This is a genomic window from Nocardia sp. NPDC049149 (assembly GCF_043197455.1).
GTDB lineage: Bacteria > Actinomycetota > Actinomycetes > Mycobacteriales > Mycobacteriaceae > Nocardia.
Genome location: NZ_JBICTD010000006.1, coordinates 655,730 through 676,346, shown reverse-complemented (window position 1 = coordinate 676,346; position 20,617 = coordinate 655,730). Strand labels below are relative to the sequence as shown.

Below are 20,617 nucleotides of genomic sequence, written 5' to 3'. Positions count from 1 at the left end.
CCACACCAGATCCGCCGATCCACACCAGATCCGCCGGGCCACAACGGATCCGTCGATCCACACTCGTTCGGGGCCTAGAACCGGTGCGGGTCCACAGAGGGGGTGCGGAAACGGTTTACTCGGGCGCAGCGGAACCGTTGAGCCGAGGAGTCGCCGGTCAGGCTCGATCAGCGCGGCCCGTGGCCGAGGTACGCCGGAGTGGGCCAGCACACAATGGCCGAACCAGCGGTCCACTGACACATTCCGAAGACCCCGGAGCTGGTCGATTGATCACGAGGCGCTGGTGGCGGCATCGCGCGAGAAGCCCCCGCCACCAGTGCCCCCTCAGCATTGAACCGCCCACCGGATCCCCCATACCGGGATCGCGGACACCTCCGAGACCGGCAACCACGGCCAGCTCCGCCTAGCGCCGATATCCGCACACCTTCTGCGAATCCGCACCCCTTCTAGCAGCCCAGAACCAGTGCGGATCCACAGAACGAGTGCGGTTGCCGAGAAGGGGTGCGGATCACGGAGCACACGGTGGGTGAGGACGAGGATCCGGCGTATTGATCGTGAAACCCACACACCCGCACACCTGCTGTCTCCCCGCACACGATTTGGCATGCGATTTCGTGTGCGGGAAGGCAGAAGGTGTGCGGCTCAGAGTCTTTGATCTTGAAAGCTGTCGAAATGGACAACAGCCAGATGGCCCGGCTGGAACGAGACGACGCGTTACTGACTGCGGAGGTCGGCCGGTCTCGCCGCCGACGGATTACCGGTGGCTGGCGTCTGGGCGCATCGGGGGGCAGACGCCGCCCGGCGCGGTCGCACGCTCGAAGTGCCACCATTCGTTCTCGTACATGCGGCAGAGTCCCCAGCGGGTTCCGTTGGCTTCGAGCCATTGCGCGCCTTGGAGTGGGCCGACGTCGACGGCTTGGCCCGAGACGTGGGTCGATTCGTCGGGCGGCAGTACCCAGCGTCGGGCGGCGTCGGGGCCGCCGTAGGTGGTGAGGCCGTTGTCCCAGAGTTGCTGCTGTTCGGCGGGTGTGCGATAGCCGGAGGTGATCGAGAGCGGCACGCCCTGTGCGTGCGCTTCGTTCTCGGCCAGGCTGTATGCCACCGCCAAACCTGGTTCGAGCCCTTCGGTTCCCGCGGCCGACCCCAGCGCTTCTCGTTGAGCAATGGGGCTTGTCCGCGCCGCCGCCTGCGGCGCGAGCAGCCCCGTCACGACGAGCGCGGGCATGACCGCCACCGGTAGGCCGATCAGCACTCGTTTCCGCACACCAGTCCTCAACACCATGTCGGCGATGGTAGCGGCCGACCGTGATGTCTGCGGGAACCTGTCACATCAAGCAGTCGGCACTCACACCCGAGACGCGCGAACAGGTATGGGCATCGACCAGTAGTAATAGCCGTCACTTATGGCACAGACGTACCCGAATCCATTGCGCGGCAGCAGTTTCATCTATCTGAAACTTTCACTGTCCACAATCTATCCCAGTGCTGTGGATCACAATGTGTGGGCAGCTGCTACCAGTCCGATTCGCGAAAATTGCCGTGGTTTCCCGAGTTTCACGACCGTACCGTTTCCTCCTGCTCGCCGCCCACAGCTCCGATCGTCCCGCGGACGGCACCCGGCTGCCGCCGATGACCGCCGCCCGCGGGCCGAGCAGGTTATGCACAGGTAGGAGCTGTTTCCACACCCCGCGGGAGCGGTGTACACATTCGCTCCCCATCATGTGAACAGCTACTGGAACGGACAATTCGACTCCAGCACCGGACAATTCGGCCGTATCACTCGCGCAGTGGCGCGACCAGCGTGAGGTGGTCCCGCTCAACACCAGGCGCACGCTCCGCCGCCGCGCGGCGAATCGCCTCCGCGGCTTGACGATTGCGTCCGATCCGCTCGATGATCTCGTTGCCGTGGTCGCGGGCGTACGCGATGGCGATCTTGATCTTGCCGGCGTGCAGGCTACACCGCGCACTCAGCTGCTCGATCCGTCGATCGACCGGCCCGTCCAATTCCTGTAGCCGCGCAACGATTTCCCAGACATCGGGGCCCGCGACGAGCGCGGCACGCCGGTCGGTCATCGGCCCGCGAAAAACAATGCCTGGATGATCGAGTTGATCGACACCCTCCCGAATGAGGCGATCGAGCAATGCGGCAGAAGTGGTACCTTCGCGTGCGGCGCGTGCGGCCAATCTCCGGCTGGCGGATTGGGAAAGACGCAGTGTTGTCGTGACTGCCCTGGACGTACTCATTGCCCTCCTCGACCTCAATGGCATCTGCGATCAACGGCACTTGGAATCAACGACGTACATCGCTAAGAGTGCATCGCAAAACACCGACGACACCCCGGCGATCGGGGTGACATCGCCGTGTCCGCCCATAAGCCTCTATAAAGGTCGAACGCCCAGTTCAGGGGGTACGCCGGTGCGCTAGACCTGCGGAAGACCTTGTTATCGAGCCGGTTCCGGCAATTCGCAGACGTACGCACTGCCCCGGGCAGCCAGCACATGCAGCAAGGCTCCGCCGTGGTGTGCGCATCCCGGTCAATTGTCCGGCGAGGGTCGCCCGGGTATGTGCTTCGGCGCGACGGCATTCCTGGAGCAGTTCGATGAATGCGTCGGGCACCGTCGCATTCATCGGCACCCATTCTTGGCAGATGGCCCGTGTCCGCGTTCCCGCGCGAGCGCACACAGCCGCCGCTCTCAGGAACCCGCAAGGTCCATTCGAACGTTATCGCCGCGCAGATTCGATGTCAGACGCGTTCGGCACTACGCGTGCGGACCCGCAACGCGATCGGCTTCTGGGTTTCGGCGAAGAAATCGTTGCCCTTGTCGTCGACGACGATGAAGGCGGGGAAGTCCTCGACCTCGATTTTCCAGACCGCTTCCATGCCGAGCTCGGGATATTCGAGCACCTCGACCGACTTGATGCAGTCCAGGGCGAGGCGGGCGGCGGGACCGCCGATGGACCCCAGGTAGAAGCCGCCGTGCTGGTGGCAGGCCTTGGTGACCTGGGCCGAGCGGTTGCCCTTGGCCAGCATGACGAAGGACCCGCCCGCGGCCTGGAATTGGTCGACGTAGGAGTCCATCCGGCCCGCGGTGGTTGGACCGAACGAGCCGGACGCATAGCCCTCGGGGGTCTTGGCCGGGCCTGCGTAGTAGACGGCCATCTCGCGCAGATACTCCGGCATCGGCTCGCCGGCGTCGAGCCGTTCCTTGATCTTGGCGTGCGCGATATCGCGCGCGACCACCAGCGGACCGCTCAACGAAAGCCGGGTCTTCACCGGATATTTCGACAGCTCGGCGCGGATCTCCGACATCGGCCGGTTGAGGTCGATGTGCACCACGTCGCCGCCGAGGATCGAGTCGGTCTGCTCGGGCAGGTAGTGCGCTGGTTCGCGCTCGAGCTGCTCGAGGAACACACCCTCCGGCGTGATCTTGGCCAGGGCCTGCCGGTCGGCCGAGCAGGACACCGCGAGCGCCACCGGGCAGCTGGCGCCGTGCCGCGGCAGCCGCACCACCCGCACGTCGTGGCAGAAGTACTTGCCGCCGAACTGCGCGCCGATGCCGAAGGACTGGGTCAGCTTGAAGACCTCCTCCTCCAGCTCCAGGTCCCGGAACGCGTGTGCCGCGAGCGATCCCTCGGTGGGCAGGTTGTCCAGGTAGTGGGCCGAGGCGTATTTGGCTGTCTTCAAGGCGAATTCGGCGCTGGTGCCGCCGATAACGACCGCGAGGTGGTAGGGCGGGCAGGCCGCGGTGCCGAGCGAGCGGATCTTCTCGTCGAGGAACTCCAGCATCCGCGTCGGGTTCAGCACGGCCTTGGTTTCCTGGTACAGGAACGACTTGTTCGCCGAACCGCCGCCCTTGGCCATGAACAGGAACTTGTACGACGGGTGCGCGGGATCGCCTGGCGTGGAGTACAACTCGATCTGCGCGGGCAGGTTGGTTCCGGTGTTCTTCTCGTCCCACATGGTGATCGGGGCGAGCTGGGAGTAGCGCAGGTTCAGCTTCGTGTAGGCGTCGTAGACGCCGCGGCTGATCCACTCGGCGTCGTCGACGCCGGTCAGCACGCCCTCGGACTTCTTGCCCATGACGATCGCGGTGCCGGTGTCCTGGCACATCGGCAGGATGCCGCCCGCGGAGATGTTCACGTTCTTGAGCAGGTCGAGCGCGACGAAGCGATCGTTGCCGCTGGCCTCGGGGTCATCGATGATCTTGCGCAGCTGCGACAGATGCGCGGGCCGCAGGTAGTGGCTGATGTCGTGCATCGCCTCGGCGGTCAACAGCCGCAGCGCTTCTGGCTCCACCTGGAGGAAGGTCCGGCCATTGACCTCGAAGGTGCTGACGCCCTCGGTGGTGAGCAGGCGGTACGACGTGTCGTCGGCGCCGATCGGCAGCAGGTCGGAATAGCGGAAGTCCGGCGCGGTCACGAGACGCACTCCTTCGGGCGGGCCGGGCTGCGGGAGCCGTGGCTGGTCACAAGCACAGCGAGCCTATCCACCGGACCAGGTCGGCTCGTGGTTAGGCAAGCCTTCCTCGAGAGGTTGATACAAAAGGTCGCACTAGTTGGCACAAAAGGTTGCACGTTCAACCCTGACAGTGCTACCTCTCGTCTCACACAAAAATGCGCTCGGACGTCCAACCGTTGGAGCGCTGCACAACTTGCCGCGCAACGCACAACGACGCGCGACAATGTATGACACGCCAGAGTTTGGAGCGCTATCGTGACCGATCCCCGTTGGCTCGATGACGTCGAAATGCGCGCCTGGGTGGGCTTCGTGCGCACCCGCGACCTCATCGCCGCGGCGGTCGGTCGAGACTCGACGCGGGAGTCGAACCTCACGTATGTCGAGTACTCGGTGTTGGCCTTCCTGAGCAAGACTCCGGAGCACCGCACCACCTTCGCCGAACTAGCCGCGAAACTCGAGTGGTCGCAGAGCAGGCTCTCCCATCAGATCACCCGAATGGAGAAGCGCGGGTTAGTGGTCCGTGAACCGATCCCCGACGATGCGCGGCGCACGGCGGCCCGGCTCACCCCGCGCGGCGCCGAGGTACTCGGCAGCGCCGCACCCGCGCACGTGCTCAGTGTGCGCAGGCACATGATCGACATCCTCGACCGGCAACAGCTGGCCGCGCTCGCCGACATCTACGACACGCTGCTTGCGCATCACCGAAGCTCGGCAAGCGAGAACTAGGGCCCGATCCCGACCTGTCAACCGCCCGGTATTCGACCGATTCCGTTGCGGCGGACGTCAATTCCCCCATACAGATCCGTGCCGCGCGGGAGCGGCCAGGCCGCTCAGGCCGAGGCGCTCGCGGACTCGTGTTGTACCGCTGCGGGTTCGGCGCGCAGGTCTGACGATTCCGCTGCCGCACTGGCTGATTCGTCGGTGGCTTCCGCGATATCCGTCGAACTCGTTCCAGCACCGGCAGATCCATTGCGCTTCGGCACCCCGAGCGCGCGCTCGAACCCCTCCGGCACCACCAGATCTCCGCGATCGAGGTCGGCGACGCTGGTCTTGCGCAAGCCGAGCAGCGCCGAATCTATTCCGCCACGCAGGATGTCGAGCACGTTCTCGACGCCCGCTTGACCGTTGGCGGCCAGACCCCACAGGTACGCCCGCCCGATCAGCACCGCACGCGCGCCGAGCGCGACCGCCTTCACGACATCGCTGCCGCGCCGGATGCCGCCGTCGAGCACCACCTCGATCTGCGAACCCACCGCGTCGGCCACCGCGGGCAACGCCCGGATGGCGGCGGGGGTGCCGTCGAGATTGTTGCCGCCGTGATTGGACACCGAGATCGCCGCGACGCCCGCGTCCACCGCGCGCAACGCGTCGTCGACCCGGATCACGCCCTTGAGCATGACCGGCCCGCCCCACTGCTCGCAGACCCAGCGCACATCGGCCCAGTCCGGCGGCGGCGTGCCCATCCACTCGCCGTAGGCGCCGAAGAATCCGGGCGCAGGACCGTCGCCGATCGCCATGTTCGGCGCGGTGAGGTCGGGGATGTGCCCGGACTTCACGTACGCGGACAACCAGCGCGGCCTGGCTAACGTCTGCGGCGCGAACTTCAGCATGGTGCGCAGATCGAGCCGCTCCGGAATGACCGGGCTCCCCCAGTCCCGCCCGTGCGAGAACGACCAGTCGAGGGTGAGGATCAGCCCCACCGCGCCCGCCGCCTTCGCCCGCGCCATCCGCTGCAGGATCTCGTCTTTGCTGCCGCACCAATACATCTGGAAGAAGGTCGACGGATTGGCCGCGATCACCTCTTCGATCGGCTTGCTGGCGAACGAGCTGAGCCCCATCGCGATCCCGCGCGCGGCGGCCGCACGAGCCACCGCGACCTCACCGTCGGGATGCACCGCCTGCACGCCGGTCGGCGAGATCAGCACCGGCATCGAAAGCGGTTGGCCGAGCACGGTTGTCGACTGGTCCCGAGCCCCGATCGGACCGGCGACGTGCGGCGCGAAACCGAGTTCGGTGAACGCGAGCTGATTGTCCTCGATGGTCTGGCCGCGCTCGGATCCGGCGATCAGCGCGCCGTACACCGACTTCGGCAGTCGCTTCTTCGCGCGGCGCTGCGCTTCGGCGACGGTTTCGAACCAGGGGTTCATGTTCCGGTCCTTTCCGGGGAGGCTGCCGGCCACCACAGCCGGGTTCGGTCGAGTAGGTCGGTGGTCAGGCGGTCGAGCAGCGCGGCGCCCTCGGCGGCGTTTGCGCCCGCTGGGTCGCCGAGCACGCCGTTAGCGCTGATCGCGCGCACGCCGCTGGCGCGAAGAAGCGGCAGTAGTTCCGGCAGCGGGCGGACATCGCCCGCCTCGGCGCGCTCGACACGGACCTTGTCCGGCGCGAGTGCCAGTTGCACCGCGGTCTCCGCGCGACCCGCGTGCAGATCGCCCTGGTAGCGCGGCACATACACGCGCACGTCGCGAGACTCGCTGTGCAGCAGCGTCTCCGCGCGCCGCAGCGGCTCTAGGTTGCCGCCGTGCCAGTTGACGAGCAGGATCCGGTCGAAAGTGTCGGTGGCCGAACGGCACAGCTCGACGATCAGCAACTCCAGCGCGGCCTGTCCGATCGACAGCGTGCCGGGAAAGCCCGCGTGCTCGCCGCTCGCGCCGTACGGAATCGCCGGTGCGACAAGCACATCGGATCGCCGCGCGGCTAGTCGCGCGCACAGTTCGGCGGCGACATCGGTGTCGGTGGACAGCGGCAGGTGCGGCCCGTGCTGCTCGGTCGCGCCGATCGGGACGGCGAGAATCGTGCCTGCGGCCGCCCGTTCGCCCGCTTCCGGCCAGGTCAGATCCGCCACGGTGTGGATCGGCACTGCCGCAGCGTCGATGTGGCCTGCGACACTTTCGAGCATGTCCGGAGATTATCGTCAGTCACTGACATAATCAATAGCCGTGACAGCAAGGACCACCCGCGGTCGCCCGCGCGGCACCACCAAACGCGAACTCGAACTGATCGCGATGCGGCTGTTCACCGAGCAAGGCTTCGAGGACACCACCGTCGAACAGATCGCCGCGGCGGCAGGCATCAGCGGCCGCACCTTCTTCCGCTACTTCCCCACCAAGGCCGAAGTGCTCTGGTACCAGTTCGATGACGAAGTCGCCGCTCTGCGAGCAGCGTTCGCCACCGTGCCAGACGATGTTCCGATGATGACCGCCGTGCGTCGAGTCGTCGTGAACGCCAACCGGTATCGGGCCGAAGACGTGCCCGAGCTACGCACCCGCATGCAGTTGGTCGCCACCATCCCGGCGCTGGCCGCCACCGCGGGCGCGCACTACGACGCCTGGGAACGCGCGGTCAGCAGCTTCGCCGCGCGCAGGCTCGGCGAACCGGACAACGCGCTGATCCCGCTCGCGGTCGGCCGCACCACCCTCGCCGCCGCCCGCGCCGCCTTCGACGCCTGGCTGACCAGGGCCGACGCGGATCTGACCGTCTATCTCGAGGAGGCATTGCACGGACTCGAACGGGGTTTCAGCCAGTTCCCCTGATTCGCAGTTGAACAACCGGCAGGTTTCGTCAGCAACCTCGTTGGGGTATGACTAGGCTCGGTGTCGGCCTCGCAGCCGACCGCACGTTGATGATCCCGACTCAAACCGTCGAAAGGGGCAGGAGTTTCCATGTCCGAGGTGTCCATGAGCCTTTCGGCGGATTCACTGGGCGTAGGACCGGTCGACAATCTGCTTCCGCAGTTGGTCGAGCACCTGCGCCAGAACCGCACCGCGCTGCGTGAGGTGTGGGCCCGGCGCATCACCGACGCTCAGCTGCTGACCGCGATGACCCCGGAGGAGATCTTCTCCGAGGCGACGTCCGTGTACGACAACTACGTCGAGGTGCTCGAGACCGGTAGCGTCGAGGCGCTGCAGGCCTACGCCCGCGATCTGTCCGAACGCATCATCCCGAGAGGCGTCGAGACCGACGAAATCCTCGGCATCGTGCTGCTGCTGCGTGACGTGCTGGCCCGCTCGCTGTTCGAGAAATACCAGTCCGACTTCCAGCTGCTCAACGCGGTGCTCGACGCCTACGAACCCGCCGCGAACCGCATCGCCAACACGGTGGGCGTCTCCTTCGTCCAGGAGCGCGAACGCGTCATCCGCCAGCAGCAGGAGGCGATCCGCGAGCTGTCGACGCCCGTTCTGCAGGTGCGTGAACAGCTGCTGATTCTGCCCATCATCGGCGTGCTGGACAGCCAGCGCGCCCGCCAGCTCACCGAGCAGTTGCTGAGCGCGATCCGGGCCAACCGCGCCAAGGTCGTCGTCATCGACATCACCGGTGTGCCCGAGATCGACTCCACGGTGGCCAACCACCTGGTGCAGACCGTCGACGCCTCCGGCCTGATGGGCGCGAACGTGATCATCACCGGCCTGTCCTCGGAGATCGCGCTCACCCTGGTGACCATCGGCTTGGATCTGTCGAAGATGAACGCGGTCGGTGACCTCCAAGGCGGCATCGAGGAAGCGGAACGTCTACTGGGTTACGAGGTTTCCCGAGTCACCGAACGGGTCGCCGAACGCGACGGTCGCTAGATCAGGGCGGGCACATGCCGGTACCGATTCTCAAACAAGGCACCTATCTCATCGCGTCGGTGCAATCCGCATTGACCGATGCCGATACCGAACGCCTGCAGGACGACCTGATGAAACAGGTCAGCAAGTATCGGGCACACGGCATCATCGTCGATGTCACCGCGATCGACATCATGGACTCCTTCGCCGCCAGATCCTTGCGCACCATCGCGCACATGACCCAGCTGCGCGGCGCCGAAACGGTCATCGTCGGGCTGCAACCTGAAGTCGCGTTCGCCATGGTGCAACTCGGGCTCACGTTCGAAGACATGCACACGGCCCTCGACTTGGAGGAGGGCCTGGCCTGGCTGAACCGGAAGACCAGCACTCGACGCCAGCGAGACGGTCGTGACAGTGGCCGCTGAGAACGTGGTGATCGCGGTCAGAGTGTCGGGCGACATCGTGATCGCACGTCAAGCCGGACGCGAACTGGCGGCGAAGCTCGGATTCTCTCTGACGGACCGCACCATGATCTCCACGGCGATCTCCGAAATCGCCCGCAACATCACCAGTTACGCAGGCACCGGCGAAGTCCGGTTGCTCGTCGACGATCGGGAGGGTCGTCAAGCGCTGGTGGTTCAGGCCCAGGACGAAGGGCCCGGCATCCTCGACATTCCCCGCGCGCTGGAGGACGGTTACTCGACCGGGCGCGGACTAGGTCTCGGTCTCCCCGGCGCCCGCAGGTTGATGGACCGACTCGTCATAGATTCGGCACCTGGCCGCGGCACGTTGGTGGAGATGTGGAAGTGGGTACCCAACGGTGCATGAAGACGGGTTCATCGGCCGAATCGAATGGGCGGTGGCCGGTCGCGCCCTCCCTGGACAGCGGGTCTCCGGTGATCGCGGTGTCGTGCTCGACACCGGTGGCGGCACAGTGCTTTTCGCGGTGCTGGACGGGCTGGGGCACGGTGCGGCCGCCGCCGACGCCGCCGATCGGGCCGCGCAGGTGCTCGCGGAGAACCGCGCCGAACCGCTGGATGTCCTGATGGTGCTCTGTCATCGGGCCATGGCCGACACGCGCGGCGCCGCGGTCTCGCTCGCACTGTTCGATCCCAGCGACACGGTGCGCTGGCTCGGCGTCGGCAATGTCGAATCCCAGGTGCTCGCCATGGGTCCCGTCGGTTTGACCGTCCGGGCGACCGTACTGCTGACCGCGGGCATCGTCGGCTATCGGCTACCGCAGAACCTGCAATCGCAGACCATTCACGTGCGACCGGGTGACCTGCTCCTGATGTCCACCGACGGCATCGTCAGCGACTCCACCGACGGGATCGACTTGTCGAAGTCCACCGCGGAGATCACCGCCGACATTTTGGCCAAGCACGCCAAAGACACCGACGATGCGTTGGTGCTGGCCGCCCGCCACCGCGGCCCCGCACAGCACAACGGCCCAGTGACATGATCAAGCGCGCGATCCGCGAGCGCGGCCGCCACGGCGGTCGGGCGGGTGCCGAGCGACAGCGAGGCGCAAGCATGAGCGAGCGAACGACGACCACAGCCGCACCGGGGCCGAGCGACAGCGAGGCACAGGCATGAGTGCCACGCTGGCCGACTTCCTCGACGCGTACGCGACCGCGCTACGGCGGCACCTGGATTCGCCGACCCAGGCGGGTCTGTCCGAGGGCTACGAGCTCGGCAGGCGGGCGCTCGTCGAAGGGGTCAGCCTGCTCGATCTCACCGAGCACCACTTCCGGGTCGTCCAAGCGGTCGAGCACGCGGAAGGGGCGGTGCCGGACGGCCGGCTCGCCGAGACGGCGTTGGAGTTCTTGCTGCAAACCCTTGCCGCGCTTGATATCGCGACCCGCGGCTATCTCGACGGTGTCGGCCGATATGAGCAACAGCGTTCCCGCGCAGACGATCTCGCCGGGCGCGACGCGTTCCGCACCGCGCTGGTCGAGTCGTTGCAGGACGGGTTCTTCGTCGCGGACTCGGCGGGCACCATCGTCGAAGTCAACTCCGCGTTCGGCGCGCTGACCGGTTACGGCGCCGCCGATGTGCCCTACCCGCTGCCGCATCCGTGGTCGATGCCGGAGGGGCGCTATCCCGATCTCGGTACGGAGGCACAGCGTTTCATCATCCCGATCCGGCATCGGGACGGGCGGTCGGTGTGGTTGGCGGTCAGCACCAGCGCGCTGATCAAGCCGGAGAACAACGAACGCATCTTCGTCGGCACCATTCGGGACGTGACCGCCGAGCACGACGCGCAGGCGCGCGATCAGGCGGCCTCCAGGCTCGCCACCGCGGTCGGCGCGGCCACCAGTGTGGTCGAGGTGCTCGCGGTCGGGCTGGACGAGGTGCGGCGCACCGTCGGCGCGGAAACCGCGGTCGTTTCGGTGTGGCCGAACCGGCAGGCCGAGCCGGAGGTGTACGCGTCCGGCACCGAGGGCACACCCGAGAACCCGGAACTCGACGCGCGCGCACGGGCGATGCTGGATCGCGCCAGACGCAGACCCGGCCGGAGCCTGTTCGCGATCCCGGAAGGGTCGGAGTTCTCCGAGGGGATTGTCGCGCCGCTCGGCCAAACCGGTGATGCCGCACTGTGGTTGCGTTTCGCCGCGCCCCGCGCCATCAGTGCCGCCGACTGGACGTTGTTCTCGCTGCTGATCGGCCATCTCAGCCTCGCGGTGCAGCGGGCACGCAACTTCGACCAGGCGCGCTCCACCTCGCTGACATTGCAGCGGGCCATGCTCGGGCCGATCGAGTTGCCGCCCCGGTTCTCCGTGCATTACGAGCCTGCGCTGCCGCCGCTCGAGATCGGCGGCGACTGGTACGACGTGGTTCCGTTGCGCGACGGCACGATTGGTGTCGTCGTCGGCGACTGCGTCGGGCGTGGTTTGTCCGCCGCCGTCGTGATGGGTCAATTGCGTACGGCCGCACGGGCTTTGCTGCTGCGTGGGGCGGGGCCCGCACAGCTGCTCGCCGAACTCGACACGGTCGCAGGACGAATCCCCGGCGCGATGTGCACCACCGTGTGCGCGGCGGTGCTCGATCCGGTGCGCGGGCTCGTCCGCTACAGCAGCGCGGGCCACATGCCGCCGATCCTGGCCGACGTCGACACCACCGGGCGACTGCTGGAAGGCGGGCGTTCGGTGCCGCTGGCCACCTTCGATCCACCGCGGCGCCCAGAGGCCACCACCGCGCTGACGCCGGGATCGACGCTGGTGCTGTTCACCGACGGGCTGGTCGAACAGCGCGGTGTCGACATCGACGACAGCTTCACCAAGATCGCCGACGTGCTCGCGGGCACCTCTGCCAAGCTGCCACGCGAGGTCGCCGACGCGGTCCTGTCCCGGCTGCGGCCCACCGCGGGCTACGACGACGACGTCGCCATGGTCGTCTACCGCCAGCCGCCTGCACCGCTACGCCTCGACGTGCCCGCGCACCCGGATGAGCTTGCGGCCCTTCGCCGTACGCTCAAAGCCTGGCTCGCCGCCGCCGCGGTCCCGCACGACCTCGCCTCCGATCTCGTCGCCGCGGCCAACGAGGCGTGCAGCAACAGCATCGAACACGCCTACCGCAACGGCGCCGTCCCCTCCGGCCGCCCCGCGAGCACCGACCTCTCCATGGGCCGCACCAGCCGCGCACTCCCCCGCGACCCCGCCGCAGGCCTCGTCCATCTCACCGCTACCTGCAACACCGAAACCGTCGTCATCACCGTCGCCGACACCGGTGTCTGGAAACCCCGCTCCGCCGACCCCGGCTACCGAGGCCGCGGCATCGACATGATGCGCGCCCTCACCGAAGAACTCGACATCGACCACACCGGCCCAGGCACCCGAGTCCGCATGTCCGTAACCCTCCCCGCCATCACCTTCCCCGTAGCCAACCCTCTCCGCGGCACCCCCCGCCGCATAGCCAACTAACCACTACCTGCCGGGCTCACCGTCGAGTGATACGTCTTCGGGCAACGGCACCGGATCCGGCTGCCTCGGTGCGGCGGGCACCCATTCCCGCAGCGGTTGCACTACCGATCCGTAGAATGCATCGGTCGCCGACGTCACGCTGCTGACAAAGCTCGCCGCCGTGCCACACCGGCGGTTGCCCATCCGAAAGGTCTGTTCCAGCGAGAAGGACACGATCGCGCCGGCGCGGCCGCCCGTCAGGATCCTCGGTTCCACGCGCACCTTGCCGAGGTGCTCGCACACTTCGTTGCCCGGCTCCGAGAACACCGCCTCGACCTGGACATCCCCGGGCGCCTCCGCGAGTTGTCTGAGCAGCCACGACAATCGACGACCCGAGGTGCCCTCATCCGGCGCATCGAGCGTGGTGCGGCAACGAACCTTGTGCGTGCGCACATCCGCCACCACGACCAGATCGCCTACGGTATCCGGAATCCGGAGCACGGCCTCGAACGTTCCGTCGTCCGCAAGTCGATCCGCAACGGCGGCGTTGCGAGCAGCGGGATCGGAAAGGTGTCGACGCGGCAGGATGTGTTTGACGGTGACCCCGAGTTCGGCGGTCAGTCGCAACGCAAGATGCCGTGACAGCGACACCCACGTATCCGCGATGGCCAAACCCTTCGGGTCGCCCCCACGAAGGGTCCCTGCTGTCACCGAGTCGCGGACAGCCACCCAATGCCGTCCCATGTCGACGAATTCGGCAGCGCCAGACCGCGGGTGATCGAGGTAGCGAAGAAACTCGCCGAGAATCCAGGCATGCAGGTCGTTGTCGAGTCCGCCGTGCGCCAGCAGCATCCGCGCCTCGTGTGCCACCTCCGCCCACGACAGGTGCCGCAGAGCAACCTTGGCGAGCTTGCGGCGGTCGACCTCGATCGGAAGCTCACCTGGACTTGCGGGTATATCGTTCGACAGGCTGATCACCGCGTCATATTTCTTCCGGCGCGCCACATCGAGGTAGCTCTCCAGTTGATCACGCCGGAGCTTGCCGCTACCGGTCTTGACCTCGAGCAGACCGGTCCACACCCGGCTGCCCCGAACCACCTTGAGCACCGCATCCGGGATGACCTTCGAGTCGTTCCGTTCGTACTGCACCTCGACATAGCCTTCGAAAGCTCCTGCCGGAGCCCCCATTCTGGCGCACAATGCCCGCGCGAACGGGCGCACCACCTGCATTGTTGCGATCAGCGCCGATGTGGCGCGTTTCTCCTGCTCCTCCCCAGCACCAACTCCGAACACCGAGAACAGTCGGGCCGGCTGCCAAGTGTCGACCTCGGCGAGTGTGAACTCGATCGGCTTGACCCGCTTCACCGTTCGTTTGGCGGTCCGCACGCCGCGGCTTCGCACAGGCTCCTTGGCTGGTGGTTCGGCGGACGGTTCAAGGTCTGGTCCTGACAGGTCGGCGCCAACCGCGCCGACTATCGCCCTGAGGGGTTCCGCGTTGTTAATTGGTGTCGCGTCGACCGGCTCGCCTGTCGGTCCAGGAGCGGTGTCGTCGTCGATATCGACACCGAAATCCGTTGCTAGACCTGCCAATCCGGTATCCCAGCCTTGCCCCACCGCGCGGACTTTCCAGTCGCCACCGCGGCGGTACACTTCACCGAATACGAAGGCAGACTCCGTCGCGGCGTCGGCGGTGACATACTCTGCCAGCGACTGCCCCGCTCCGTCGACCACACGAAAGGTGAGCTTGCCGAGCTCCCCGAATGTTCCGGTGCCCAGACTGCCTGCGAGCGCCACAGTGTGGACGTTCTCCGGAACCACGGCCAACTCGATCGCGATCCGGGCCTGCGCACCCTCTTCGGTCGCGCTCGCCCCCAGGAAGCGCACCGATCCATCGGGCGATTCGGGTTGGTTGTAGAAGACGAAATCGCCGTCGGAACCAACCTTTCCGTCAGCCCTCAGCAATAATGCAGACGCATCGATCTCGATTTCCGACTCCGTCCACCCGAGAACGATGTCAACGCGGACAATGTCATTCGGCAACGGGATATTCTGCCCCTTGCTCAAGGTGGGAAGTGTCACAAATTCATCTCCTTCTGGATGCCATCGGAGTGAACTCTCAGTTGACTCAGGCTGTTTCGCCGGACGATCCTCACCGCAACCTCCTCGGGTGGACACGTCAGTCAGAGTTGAATTCCTACCACCCAACCAATCACCATGGCTGGAGGTTGTACGAATTTATCTACAAGTACTGCTATTTCGCGATAAATTCGACACCGCGCGGATTGATGCGGAAGTAATTGCGCGCCTGCAGCGGATGGGAGAGTTCAGGGGCCAAAGAATGAATTCGGTCGGTATTCACCTGCGATGAATTGCAGCAGCAGGCATCCCAGTCTCCGAACGCGACGCCGAGACCGTCTGCCGCAGAGCTTCGGGCGAGCCCCGCGGTACCAACGAACGAGGGTGTCGGAGGTTGTCACGCGCAGGAAGGAGCAGCCACCCCGGGAGGTCACCACGGTTACGTCGGTTGTCGACTGCGACGATCGGGATTGTTGTGGGTGTTGGCAGTGATCTGCTGGCGGTCGGGGTGCGGCGGAACACTCGGGGGATCCGGTTCGCTACTTGCACGTGGGTCGATTCGAGCGACCTGGGGGAATCGGGGGGCGGAAGAGGTTTGCTGCGGTAATGTTTGGACACATGGGTGTTCCACAGTTGCGATTCCGCCACGACTTGTGTGTTGTGATTAGGTGACCAACACTTCCGGAGACGCGTATCCCCTGGCGGAAACGATGACCACCACTGTCGCTTCGCAGGACGGTGCGACGGTGCTGACGGTGGCCGGCGAGGTCGACCTGGCGACGGCCCCCGCGCTGGAGAATTCGATCGAGGCGATCCTCAGCGGCAAGCCCGCGGCGCTGATCATCGATCTGACCGACGTCAGCTTCCTGGCCTCGGCAGGCATGGCCGTGCTCGTCGCGACACATCAGCGGGCAGGCGACGCGACGAAGATCGCCGTCGTCGCCGACGGACCTGCCACCAGTCGGCAGTTGCGGATGACCAGCCTCGATCAAGTGTTCGCGCTACATTCCACGCTGGAAGCGGCGCTGGCAGGACTGCGCGGCGCCTGACGGCGAGCACCTCTCGAACGAACTCGGCGCCGCACGCACCCGACAGGGTGCGGCCGGCGCCGAATGTTCGAAGTGCCTCAGTCGCAGAGTTCGCGCAGCTGCTCGATCAGCTTGACCCGCTCCGCCGCGGTGGCCGCCATCGGAACGACGTTGAGGACGGTGACACCCGCCTCGCGGAAGGCGGCGACCCGCTCCTTGACGTAGCCGGCGGGACCGATCAGCGAGATGTCGCGGACCAGCGCGTCCGGGACCGCCTTGGCCGCCTCTTCCTTCTTACCCGCCAGGTACAGGTCCTGGATGCGGTCGGCCTCGGCGCCGTAGCCGTACTTGGTGGCGAGCGTGTGATAGAAGTTCTTGCTCTTGGCGCCCATGCCGCCGATGTAGAGCGCGAGATGCGGCTTGACCCATTCCAGCAGCGGCTCGACGTTGTCGCCGATGGCCAGCGCCGGGCCCGCATAGACGTCGAGGTCGCCGAGCTGCGGGTCGCGCTTGGCCAGGCCCGCGGCCAGTGACTCGCCCCAGATCGCCTTCGCCTGCTCCGGCAGGAAGAAGATCGGCTGCCAGCCTTCGGCGATCTCCGCGGTCAGCTCGACGTTCTTCGGGCCGAGCGCGGCGAGCAGCACCGGAATGCGTTCGCGCACCGGGTGATTGATCAACTTCAGCGGTTTGCCGAGACCGGTGCCCTGCCCGGCGGGCAGCGGGATCTGGTAATACTTGCCCTGATATTCGAGGCGCTCACGACGCCACACCTTGCGGCAGATCTCCACCAGTTCCCTGGTGCGGCCGATCGGCGCGTCATAGGGCACACCGTGGAAGCCTTCGATCACCTGCGGGCCCGACGCACCAAGGCCGAGGATGTACCGGCCGTCGGAGACGAAGTCGAGGCCGGCGGCGGTCATCGCGGTCAGGCTCGGCGTGCGGGTGTAGATCTGCAAGATGCCCGAGGCCAGCTGCAGCGTCGACGTCTTGGCCGCCAGATAACCGAGGGCGCTCACCGCGTCGAACGAGTACGCCTCCGGCACGAACACGATGTCGAGACCGGCCCGCTCGAGGTCCGCGACTTCCGCCGCCACCTCTTTGAAGCCGCCCGAGTAGTTGATGCCCAATCCGATCCGCATAGGACTCAACATAACCGCGCTTACGCATCAGTGGTGCACCGGACCGGTTGACCGTCCCGGACGACCGGTAGCGTTAACCGCGCATTCATCCCTCGCCGTCGTAGGAAAGGCCACGCACCCGTGTCGCAGCCGAGCACATCGTCCCAGGAAACTGCGTCCTCGTTCGGCGAGGTCACCCTCACGCAGTACCTGTCCGATCTGGCCGCCAAGATTCCCGCGCCGGGCGGTGGCGCGGTCGCCGCGCTGCACTCGGCGCAGGGCGCCGCTCTGGTCGCGATGGTCGCGCGCTACACGACGCGGGCGAAGGATGCCGACAACCGCCCGGTGATCGACCGGATTATCGAAGCCGCCGACGCCGCCCGCCTCCGGTCGCTCACTCTCGCCGACGCCGACGCTGCCGCGTTCACCGCTGTCGGTTCGGCTTACAAACTGCCGAAGTCCACCGAGGAAGAGACCGCCACCCGCACCGCGGCGATCAACGCCGCGCTCCTCGAGGCCGCCAGGGTCCCGGCCGCAGTCGTCGACGAGGCCGACGAGGTGCTCGCGCTCGCCACCCAGCTCTTCCCGATCGGCAACCCCAACGTCGTCACCGATATCGGCGCCGCCGCCAACGCGTGCCGCGCCGCGGCGACCACCTCTCAGCTCAACATCGAAATCAATGTCGCCTCCCTCCCTGCCGAGGCGGGCGACCAGTTCGCCCCCGTCCTGCTCCGTATCGAAGAGATCGCCGCCCGAGCCGACGCCCTGCACGCCGACGTAATCCACTCCCTGCGCGGATAACCCACGCCTCGCCGAGTTGGTCGATTGATCACGGGAAACTGGTGCAGGCATCGCCCGAGAACCCACCTGCACCAGTACCCCTCGGCACGAAACCACCCCTGGGATCCCACATACCGAGATCGCCGATGCCGCTGAATCCACCAGCAGCGAGTCCGCGCCGAAATCCGCACCGCTTCGGTCGATCCCACAGACCGTCTGTACGGTTCACAGGGCCCAGAACCCCTGTGAACCGTATGGAAGGTCTGTGGATCGTCGGCCGCTCTCGGTGTCCCGGTGGAAGGTAGCGGGAATCAGACTTGTTTGATCTTGAAAGCTCTCGAAACGAGAGCACAGCCAAGTAACCCGGCTGGGACGTGAGAACCCGTGAGCGACTGCGGAGGTCAGCCGGGTACGGCAGGCGAAGCAACCACGCTAATCCGGTGCACACACCGAGATGCCGTACTCACAGGAGACCGCAGAGCCGGGGAAATCTTTGCCTTCGCCGAGCCCAAAGCGGCACGAGCGCAATCCAACCCGGCCTGTGGGGCGCGGCCTTGGACGGGCGCGGCCTTGGACGGGCGCGGCCTTGGACGGGCGCGGCTTTGGGGCTGGTGCAGGATTCGTAGGGCGTGTTGCGTTTGGGGTCGTGGTTTATCCGCAGGTTGAACGGTCTCCTGGCGAGCGGGACAGTCTCGGGGTTTGCACTGGATAGCGTGGTGGCGTCGGGTGCCGTACCCGGCTGACCTCCGCAGTCAGGTGCGCGTTGTCTTGTTCCAGACCGGGTTGCTTGGCTGTGGTCCGGTCCAAAGATCTTTCAGAAGTGATCTTGGGAAGTTGACGGGAGTCCTATGGTGAGCGTTTCGGCTCGTCTTGCCACCATTGGACTCCCGTCAACGCGGAGCAGCAACCATTTCTCTCCGCTCAACGGGTCAACAACCATTTTCCTCCCGTCAACCGCTGAGCTGGCGGGGCCTGGGTTCGGGGGAAAGGGCTGGTTGGGGGTTTGAGTGGGGGTGGGGCGGGTAGGCACCATAGGGAGGGGCATGGTGGTCGGTTACGACTACAGCACGGCCTGGGTCGACCCGTAGACCGAGTTGATCATGACGGCTTAGACTGAAATTCTGCCTACCCACACCATCTCGAAGGGGTGGAGCCATGAGGCGCTCGATACAGTTTCTTTTCTTTGTGATCTTGATCGGGGCATTGGCCGCGTTCGGATCAGGAGCGGCGACCGCGACCATGATCGGGGCGCCGCCTGCCAATTCAGTGGAATCCATCGGACCGTCATCGGGTGCGCTTGTCGGCGTTGCCCATCCGGTGACCATCACGTTCGCCGCCGCGGTCGCGGATCGCACGGCAGCCGAACGGTCCGTCGACATTCGAGCAGGGCAACCGTTGCCGGGGACGTTCGCATGGACGAATGACCGGGAAGCGGTGTGGACGCCGACCGGCTTCCTGCCCGCCAATGCCCGGATCTCCGTGGGCATCGGCCAGGCTCGCACCGAATTCAACACCAACGCAGGCGTTTTCGGTGACGGCGACATGTCGGCGCACACCTTCACGCTGACCGTCGGCGGTGAATCACGGACGATGCCTGCCTCGTACGGCAAGCCAGGCTGGGAAACCCCGTCCGGCACCTTCCCGGTGCTGGAGAAGGCCCGCCGGGTCGTGTTCGACTCGCGGACCATCGGCATCCCGCTGAGCTCCCCTGAGGGCTACGTGATCAACGGCGAGTACGCCGAACGCCTCACCTGGGGAGGCGTTTACATCCATTCGGCCCCGTGGTCGGTGGAACAGCAAGGCAACTCGAATGTCAGCCACGGCTGCCTCAACCTCGCCCCGGACGACGCCGCCTGGGTCTACTCCAACATCAACGTCGGCGACCCGGTCAACCTCCACTGGTGATCAGCGATGGTGGGTGCCGAACCGGCACCCACCACTCGCCATGCGCGTCCCCCGCACAACCGAATGACACGAGTCGAGCACATCCACTAGCGTGACACGCACAGACGTGCACGAGGGGATCACGAATGCCGCAGTTCCCGGTCCGAACTCCCTGCGACACTGAAGAAGTCGAGTTCCAGCGACTGTGGGGCCCGTGGGCGACGGTCACGCCCGCGGATGTCCGATCGATCGTCGGCGACCTGACCATCCCGTGGTGGGTATCGGGCGGCTGGGCGCTCGACGCGTTCACCGGCTCACATCGCGACCACGGCGACGTCGACATCTCGATGTTCCGCACCGATCTGCCCGCCCTGCGCGCCGCCCTCGGCGACCGCCTGCACATCTGGTCCGCGGGACCGGACGGATTACGCCCGGTGAACGACCAGTTCGAGCTGGCCGACAGCGCCGACCAGGTCTGGCTGCGCACCGACGCGATGTCGCCATGGCTGGTCGACGTCCTGCTCAACCCCGACAAGGACGGCGCGTGGGTCAACAAGCGCGACCGCACGATGATCGCCCCGCTGGAGCAGGTCACCTGGCAGGACACCGACGGCATCCGCTACCTGAATCCGGACCTGGTCCTCATCTTCAAAGCCAAGCTGGCCAGGCCCAAGGACCGGGCTGACCTCGAACGGACCTGGCCCGCCCTCGACAACGCGCAGCGCACTACGGTCCGGGATTGTGTAGCCCGACTACACCCGGGGCACGCATGGCTGCCGTTCATGTAATGATCACCAGATTGGGACATAAGTCGCTCTGATCGGA

The 20,617-nt window shown here is 66.2% G+C and carries 18 protein-coding genes; 11 read left to right on the top strand and 7 right to left on the bottom strand.

What is annotated here, in order from left to right; all coding sequences use genetic code 11:
- Nucleotides 1–754: 754 nt before the first annotated feature.
- The 3 genes from ACGFNJ_RS27290 to ACGFNJ_RS27280 all read right to left on the bottom strand — a co-directional run bounded on the left by ACGFNJ_RS27290 (nucleotide 755) and on the right by ACGFNJ_RS27280 (nucleotide 4,421).
- Nucleotides 755–1,282 carry a M15 family metallopeptidase gene (locus tag ACGFNJ_RS27290; protein WP_393453884.1) on the bottom strand — a complete coding sequence of 176 codons (528 nt, stop codon included), beginning with the start codon at nucleotides 1,280–1,282 and terminating at the stop codon, nucleotides 755–757.
- A 494-nt stretch (nucleotides 1,283–1,776) separates the two neighbouring features.
- Nucleotides 1,777–2,244, bottom strand: coding sequence for a hypothetical protein (locus ACGFNJ_RS27285; RefSeq protein WP_393453881.1), 468 nt, complete (start codon nucleotides 2,242–2,244; stop codon nucleotides 1,777–1,779).
- Nucleotides 2,245–2,744: 500 nt separating this feature from the next.
- Nucleotides 2,745–4,421 (bottom strand): fumarate hydratase, encoded by a 1,677-nt coding sequence (locus tag ACGFNJ_RS27280; RefSeq protein ID WP_393453878.1) that lies wholly within the window; start codon nucleotides 4,419–4,421, stop codon nucleotides 2,745–2,747.
- Nucleotides 4,422–4,715: 294 nt separating this feature from the next.
- Between ACGFNJ_RS27280 and ACGFNJ_RS27275 the strand changes: the two genes are divergently transcribed.
- Nucleotides 4,716–5,186 (top strand): MarR family winged helix-turn-helix transcriptional regulator, encoded by a 471-nt coding sequence (locus tag ACGFNJ_RS27275; RefSeq protein WP_069167804.1) that lies wholly within the window; start codon nucleotides 4,716–4,718, stop codon nucleotides 5,184–5,186.
- A gap of 104 nt (nucleotides 5,187–5,290) precedes the next feature.
- Here the strand turns inward: ACGFNJ_RS27275 and mftD are convergent, their stop codons facing one another.
- Nucleotides 5,291–6,607 (bottom strand): pre-mycofactocin synthase MftD, encoded by a 1,317-nt coding sequence (gene mftD / locus ACGFNJ_RS27270; RefSeq protein ID WP_393453874.1) that lies wholly within the window; start codon nucleotides 6,605–6,607, stop codon nucleotides 5,291–5,293.
- Nucleotides 6,604–7,356 carry a mycofactocin biosynthesis peptidyl-dipeptidase MftE gene (mftE, locus tag ACGFNJ_RS27265; protein ID WP_393453871.1) on the bottom strand — a complete coding sequence of 251 codons (753 nt, stop codon included), beginning with the start codon at nucleotides 7,354–7,356 and terminating at the stop codon, nucleotides 6,604–6,606. The genes mftD and mftE overlap by 4 nt, the downstream gene beginning before the upstream one ends.
- 40 nt (nucleotides 7,357–7,396) lie before the next feature.
- Between mftE and mftR the strand changes: the two genes are divergently transcribed.
- The 6 genes from mftR (at nucleotide 7,397) to ACGFNJ_RS27235 (ending at nucleotide 12,927) form a co-directional block, all read left to right on the top strand.
- On the top strand, nucleotides 7,397–7,990 hold the full coding sequence (gene mftR / locus ACGFNJ_RS27260; RefSeq protein ID WP_393453868.1) for a mycofactocin system transcriptional regulator: 594 nt from the start codon (nucleotides 7,397–7,399) through the stop codon (nucleotides 7,988–7,990).
- Nucleotides 7,991–8,119: 129 nt separating this feature from the next.
- Nucleotides 8,120–9,025, top strand: a complete 906-nt coding sequence (locus tag ACGFNJ_RS27255) for an STAS domain-containing protein (protein WP_069167807.1) — start codon at nucleotides 8,120–8,122, stop codon at nucleotides 9,023–9,025.
- Nucleotides 9,026–9,039: 14 nt separating this feature from the next.
- Nucleotides 9,040–9,429: an STAS domain-containing protein gene (locus ACGFNJ_RS27250; RefSeq protein WP_069167808.1), complete on the top strand. Its 390-nt coding sequence runs from the start codon at nucleotides 9,040–9,042 to the stop codon at nucleotides 9,427–9,429.
- Nucleotides 9,419–9,832, top strand: coding sequence for an ATP-binding protein (locus ACGFNJ_RS27245; RefSeq protein ID WP_393454203.1), 414 nt, complete (start codon nucleotides 9,419–9,421; stop codon nucleotides 9,830–9,832). Before ACGFNJ_RS27250 ends, ACGFNJ_RS27245 begins: the two co-directional genes overlap by 11 nt.
- Complete coding sequence (locus ACGFNJ_RS27240) at nucleotides 9,825–10,466, top strand: SpoIIE family protein phosphatase (protein ID WP_393453864.1); 642 nt, start codon at nucleotides 9,825–9,827, stop codon at nucleotides 10,464–10,466. The genes ACGFNJ_RS27245 and ACGFNJ_RS27240 overlap by 8 nt, the downstream gene beginning before the upstream one ends.
- Before the next feature lie 130 nt (nucleotides 10,467–10,596).
- Nucleotides 10,597–12,927: a SpoIIE family protein phosphatase gene (locus ACGFNJ_RS27235; protein WP_393453861.1), complete on the top strand. Its 2,331-nt coding sequence runs from the start codon at nucleotides 10,597–10,599 to the stop codon at nucleotides 12,925–12,927.
- 3 nt (nucleotides 12,928–12,930) lie between these two features.
- On the opposite strand, the gene ACGFNJ_RS27230 is transcribed toward ACGFNJ_RS27235, so the two are convergent.
- Entirely contained in the window at nucleotides 12,931–14,985 is a 2,055-nt protein-coding gene (locus tag ACGFNJ_RS27230) for a TerD family protein (protein ID WP_393453858.1), read from the bottom strand.
- Nucleotides 14,986–15,692: 707 nt separating this feature from the next.
- Between ACGFNJ_RS27230 and ACGFNJ_RS27225 the strand changes: the two genes are divergently transcribed.
- On the top strand, nucleotides 15,693–16,031 hold the full coding sequence (locus tag ACGFNJ_RS27225) for an STAS domain-containing protein (RefSeq protein WP_393453855.1): 339 nt from the start codon (nucleotides 15,693–15,695) through the stop codon (nucleotides 16,029–16,031).
- Nucleotides 16,032–16,108: 77 nt separating this feature from the next.
- On the opposite strand, the gene ACGFNJ_RS27220 is transcribed toward ACGFNJ_RS27225, so the two are convergent.
- Nucleotides 16,109–17,149, bottom strand: a complete 1,041-nt coding sequence (locus ACGFNJ_RS27220; protein WP_069167812.1) for an LLM class F420-dependent oxidoreductase — start codon at nucleotides 17,147–17,149, stop codon at nucleotides 16,109–16,111.
- A gap of 120 nt (nucleotides 17,150–17,269) precedes the next feature.
- Here ACGFNJ_RS27220 and ACGFNJ_RS27215 point away from each other — a divergent pair, with 120 nt between their 5' ends.
- The 3 genes from ACGFNJ_RS27215 (at nucleotide 17,270) to ACGFNJ_RS27205 (ending at nucleotide 20,580) form a co-directional block, all read left to right on the top strand.
- Nucleotides 17,270–17,929 (top strand): cyclodeaminase/cyclohydrolase family protein, encoded by a 660-nt coding sequence (locus ACGFNJ_RS27215; RefSeq protein ID WP_393453851.1) that lies wholly within the window; start codon nucleotides 17,270–17,272, stop codon nucleotides 17,927–17,929.
- Nucleotides 17,930–19,063: 1,134 nt separating this feature from the next.
- On the top strand, nucleotides 19,064–19,813 hold the full coding sequence (locus ACGFNJ_RS27210; protein WP_393453848.1) for a L,D-transpeptidase family protein: 750 nt from the start codon (nucleotides 19,064–19,066) through the stop codon (nucleotides 19,811–19,813).
- A gap of 125 nt (nucleotides 19,814–19,938) precedes the next feature.
- Nucleotides 19,939–20,580 (top strand): nucleotidyltransferase domain-containing protein, encoded by a 642-nt coding sequence (locus tag ACGFNJ_RS27205; protein ID WP_393453845.1) that lies wholly within the window; start codon nucleotides 19,939–19,941, stop codon nucleotides 20,578–20,580.
- Nucleotides 20,581–20,617 lie beyond the last annotated feature (37 nt).

What these genes read in the sequence shown, in the direction of transcription:
- ACGFNJ_RS27290 (WP_393453884.1), bottom strand. Translation starts at nt 1,282, where the DNA reads ATGGTGTTGAGGACTGGTGTGCGGAAACGAGTGCTGATCGGCCTACCG.
- ACGFNJ_RS27285 (WP_393453881.1), bottom strand. Translation starts at nt 2,244, where the DNA reads ATGAGTACGTCCAGGGCAGTCACGACAACACTGCGTCTTTCCCAATCC.
- mftD (WP_393453874.1), bottom strand. Translation starts at nt 6,607, where the DNA reads ATGAACCCCTGGTTCGAAACCGTCGCCGAAGCGCAGCGCCGCGCGAAG.
- mftE (WP_393453871.1), bottom strand. Translation starts at nt 7,356, where the DNA reads ATGCTCGAAAGTGTCGCAGGCCACATCGACGCTGCGGCAGTGCCGATC.
- ACGFNJ_RS27255 (WP_069167807.1), top strand. Translation starts at nt 8,120, where the DNA reads ATGTCCGAGGTGTCCATGAGCCTTTCGGCGGATTCACTGGGCGTAGGA.
- ACGFNJ_RS27250 (WP_069167808.1), top strand. Translation starts at nt 9,040, where the DNA reads ATGCCGGTACCGATTCTCAAACAAGGCACCTATCTCATCGCGTCGGTG.
- ACGFNJ_RS27235 (WP_393453861.1), top strand. Translation starts at nt 10,597, where the DNA reads ATGAGTGCCACGCTGGCCGACTTCCTCGACGCGTACGCGACCGCGCTA.
- ACGFNJ_RS27225 (WP_393453855.1), top strand. Translation starts at nt 15,693, where the DNA reads ATGACCACCACTGTCGCTTCGCAGGACGGTGCGACGGTGCTGACGGTG.
- ACGFNJ_RS27220 (WP_069167812.1), bottom strand. Translation starts at nt 17,149, where the DNA reads ATGCGGATCGGATTGGGCATCAACTACTCGGGCGGCTTCAAAGAGGTG.
- ACGFNJ_RS27210 (WP_393453848.1), top strand. Translation starts at nt 19,064, where the DNA reads ATGAGGCGCTCGATACAGTTTCTTTTCTTTGTGATCTTGATCGGGGCA.
- ACGFNJ_RS27205 (WP_393453845.1), top strand. Translation starts at nt 19,939, where the DNA reads ATGCCGCAGTTCCCGGTCCGAACTCCCTGCGACACTGAAGAAGTCGAG.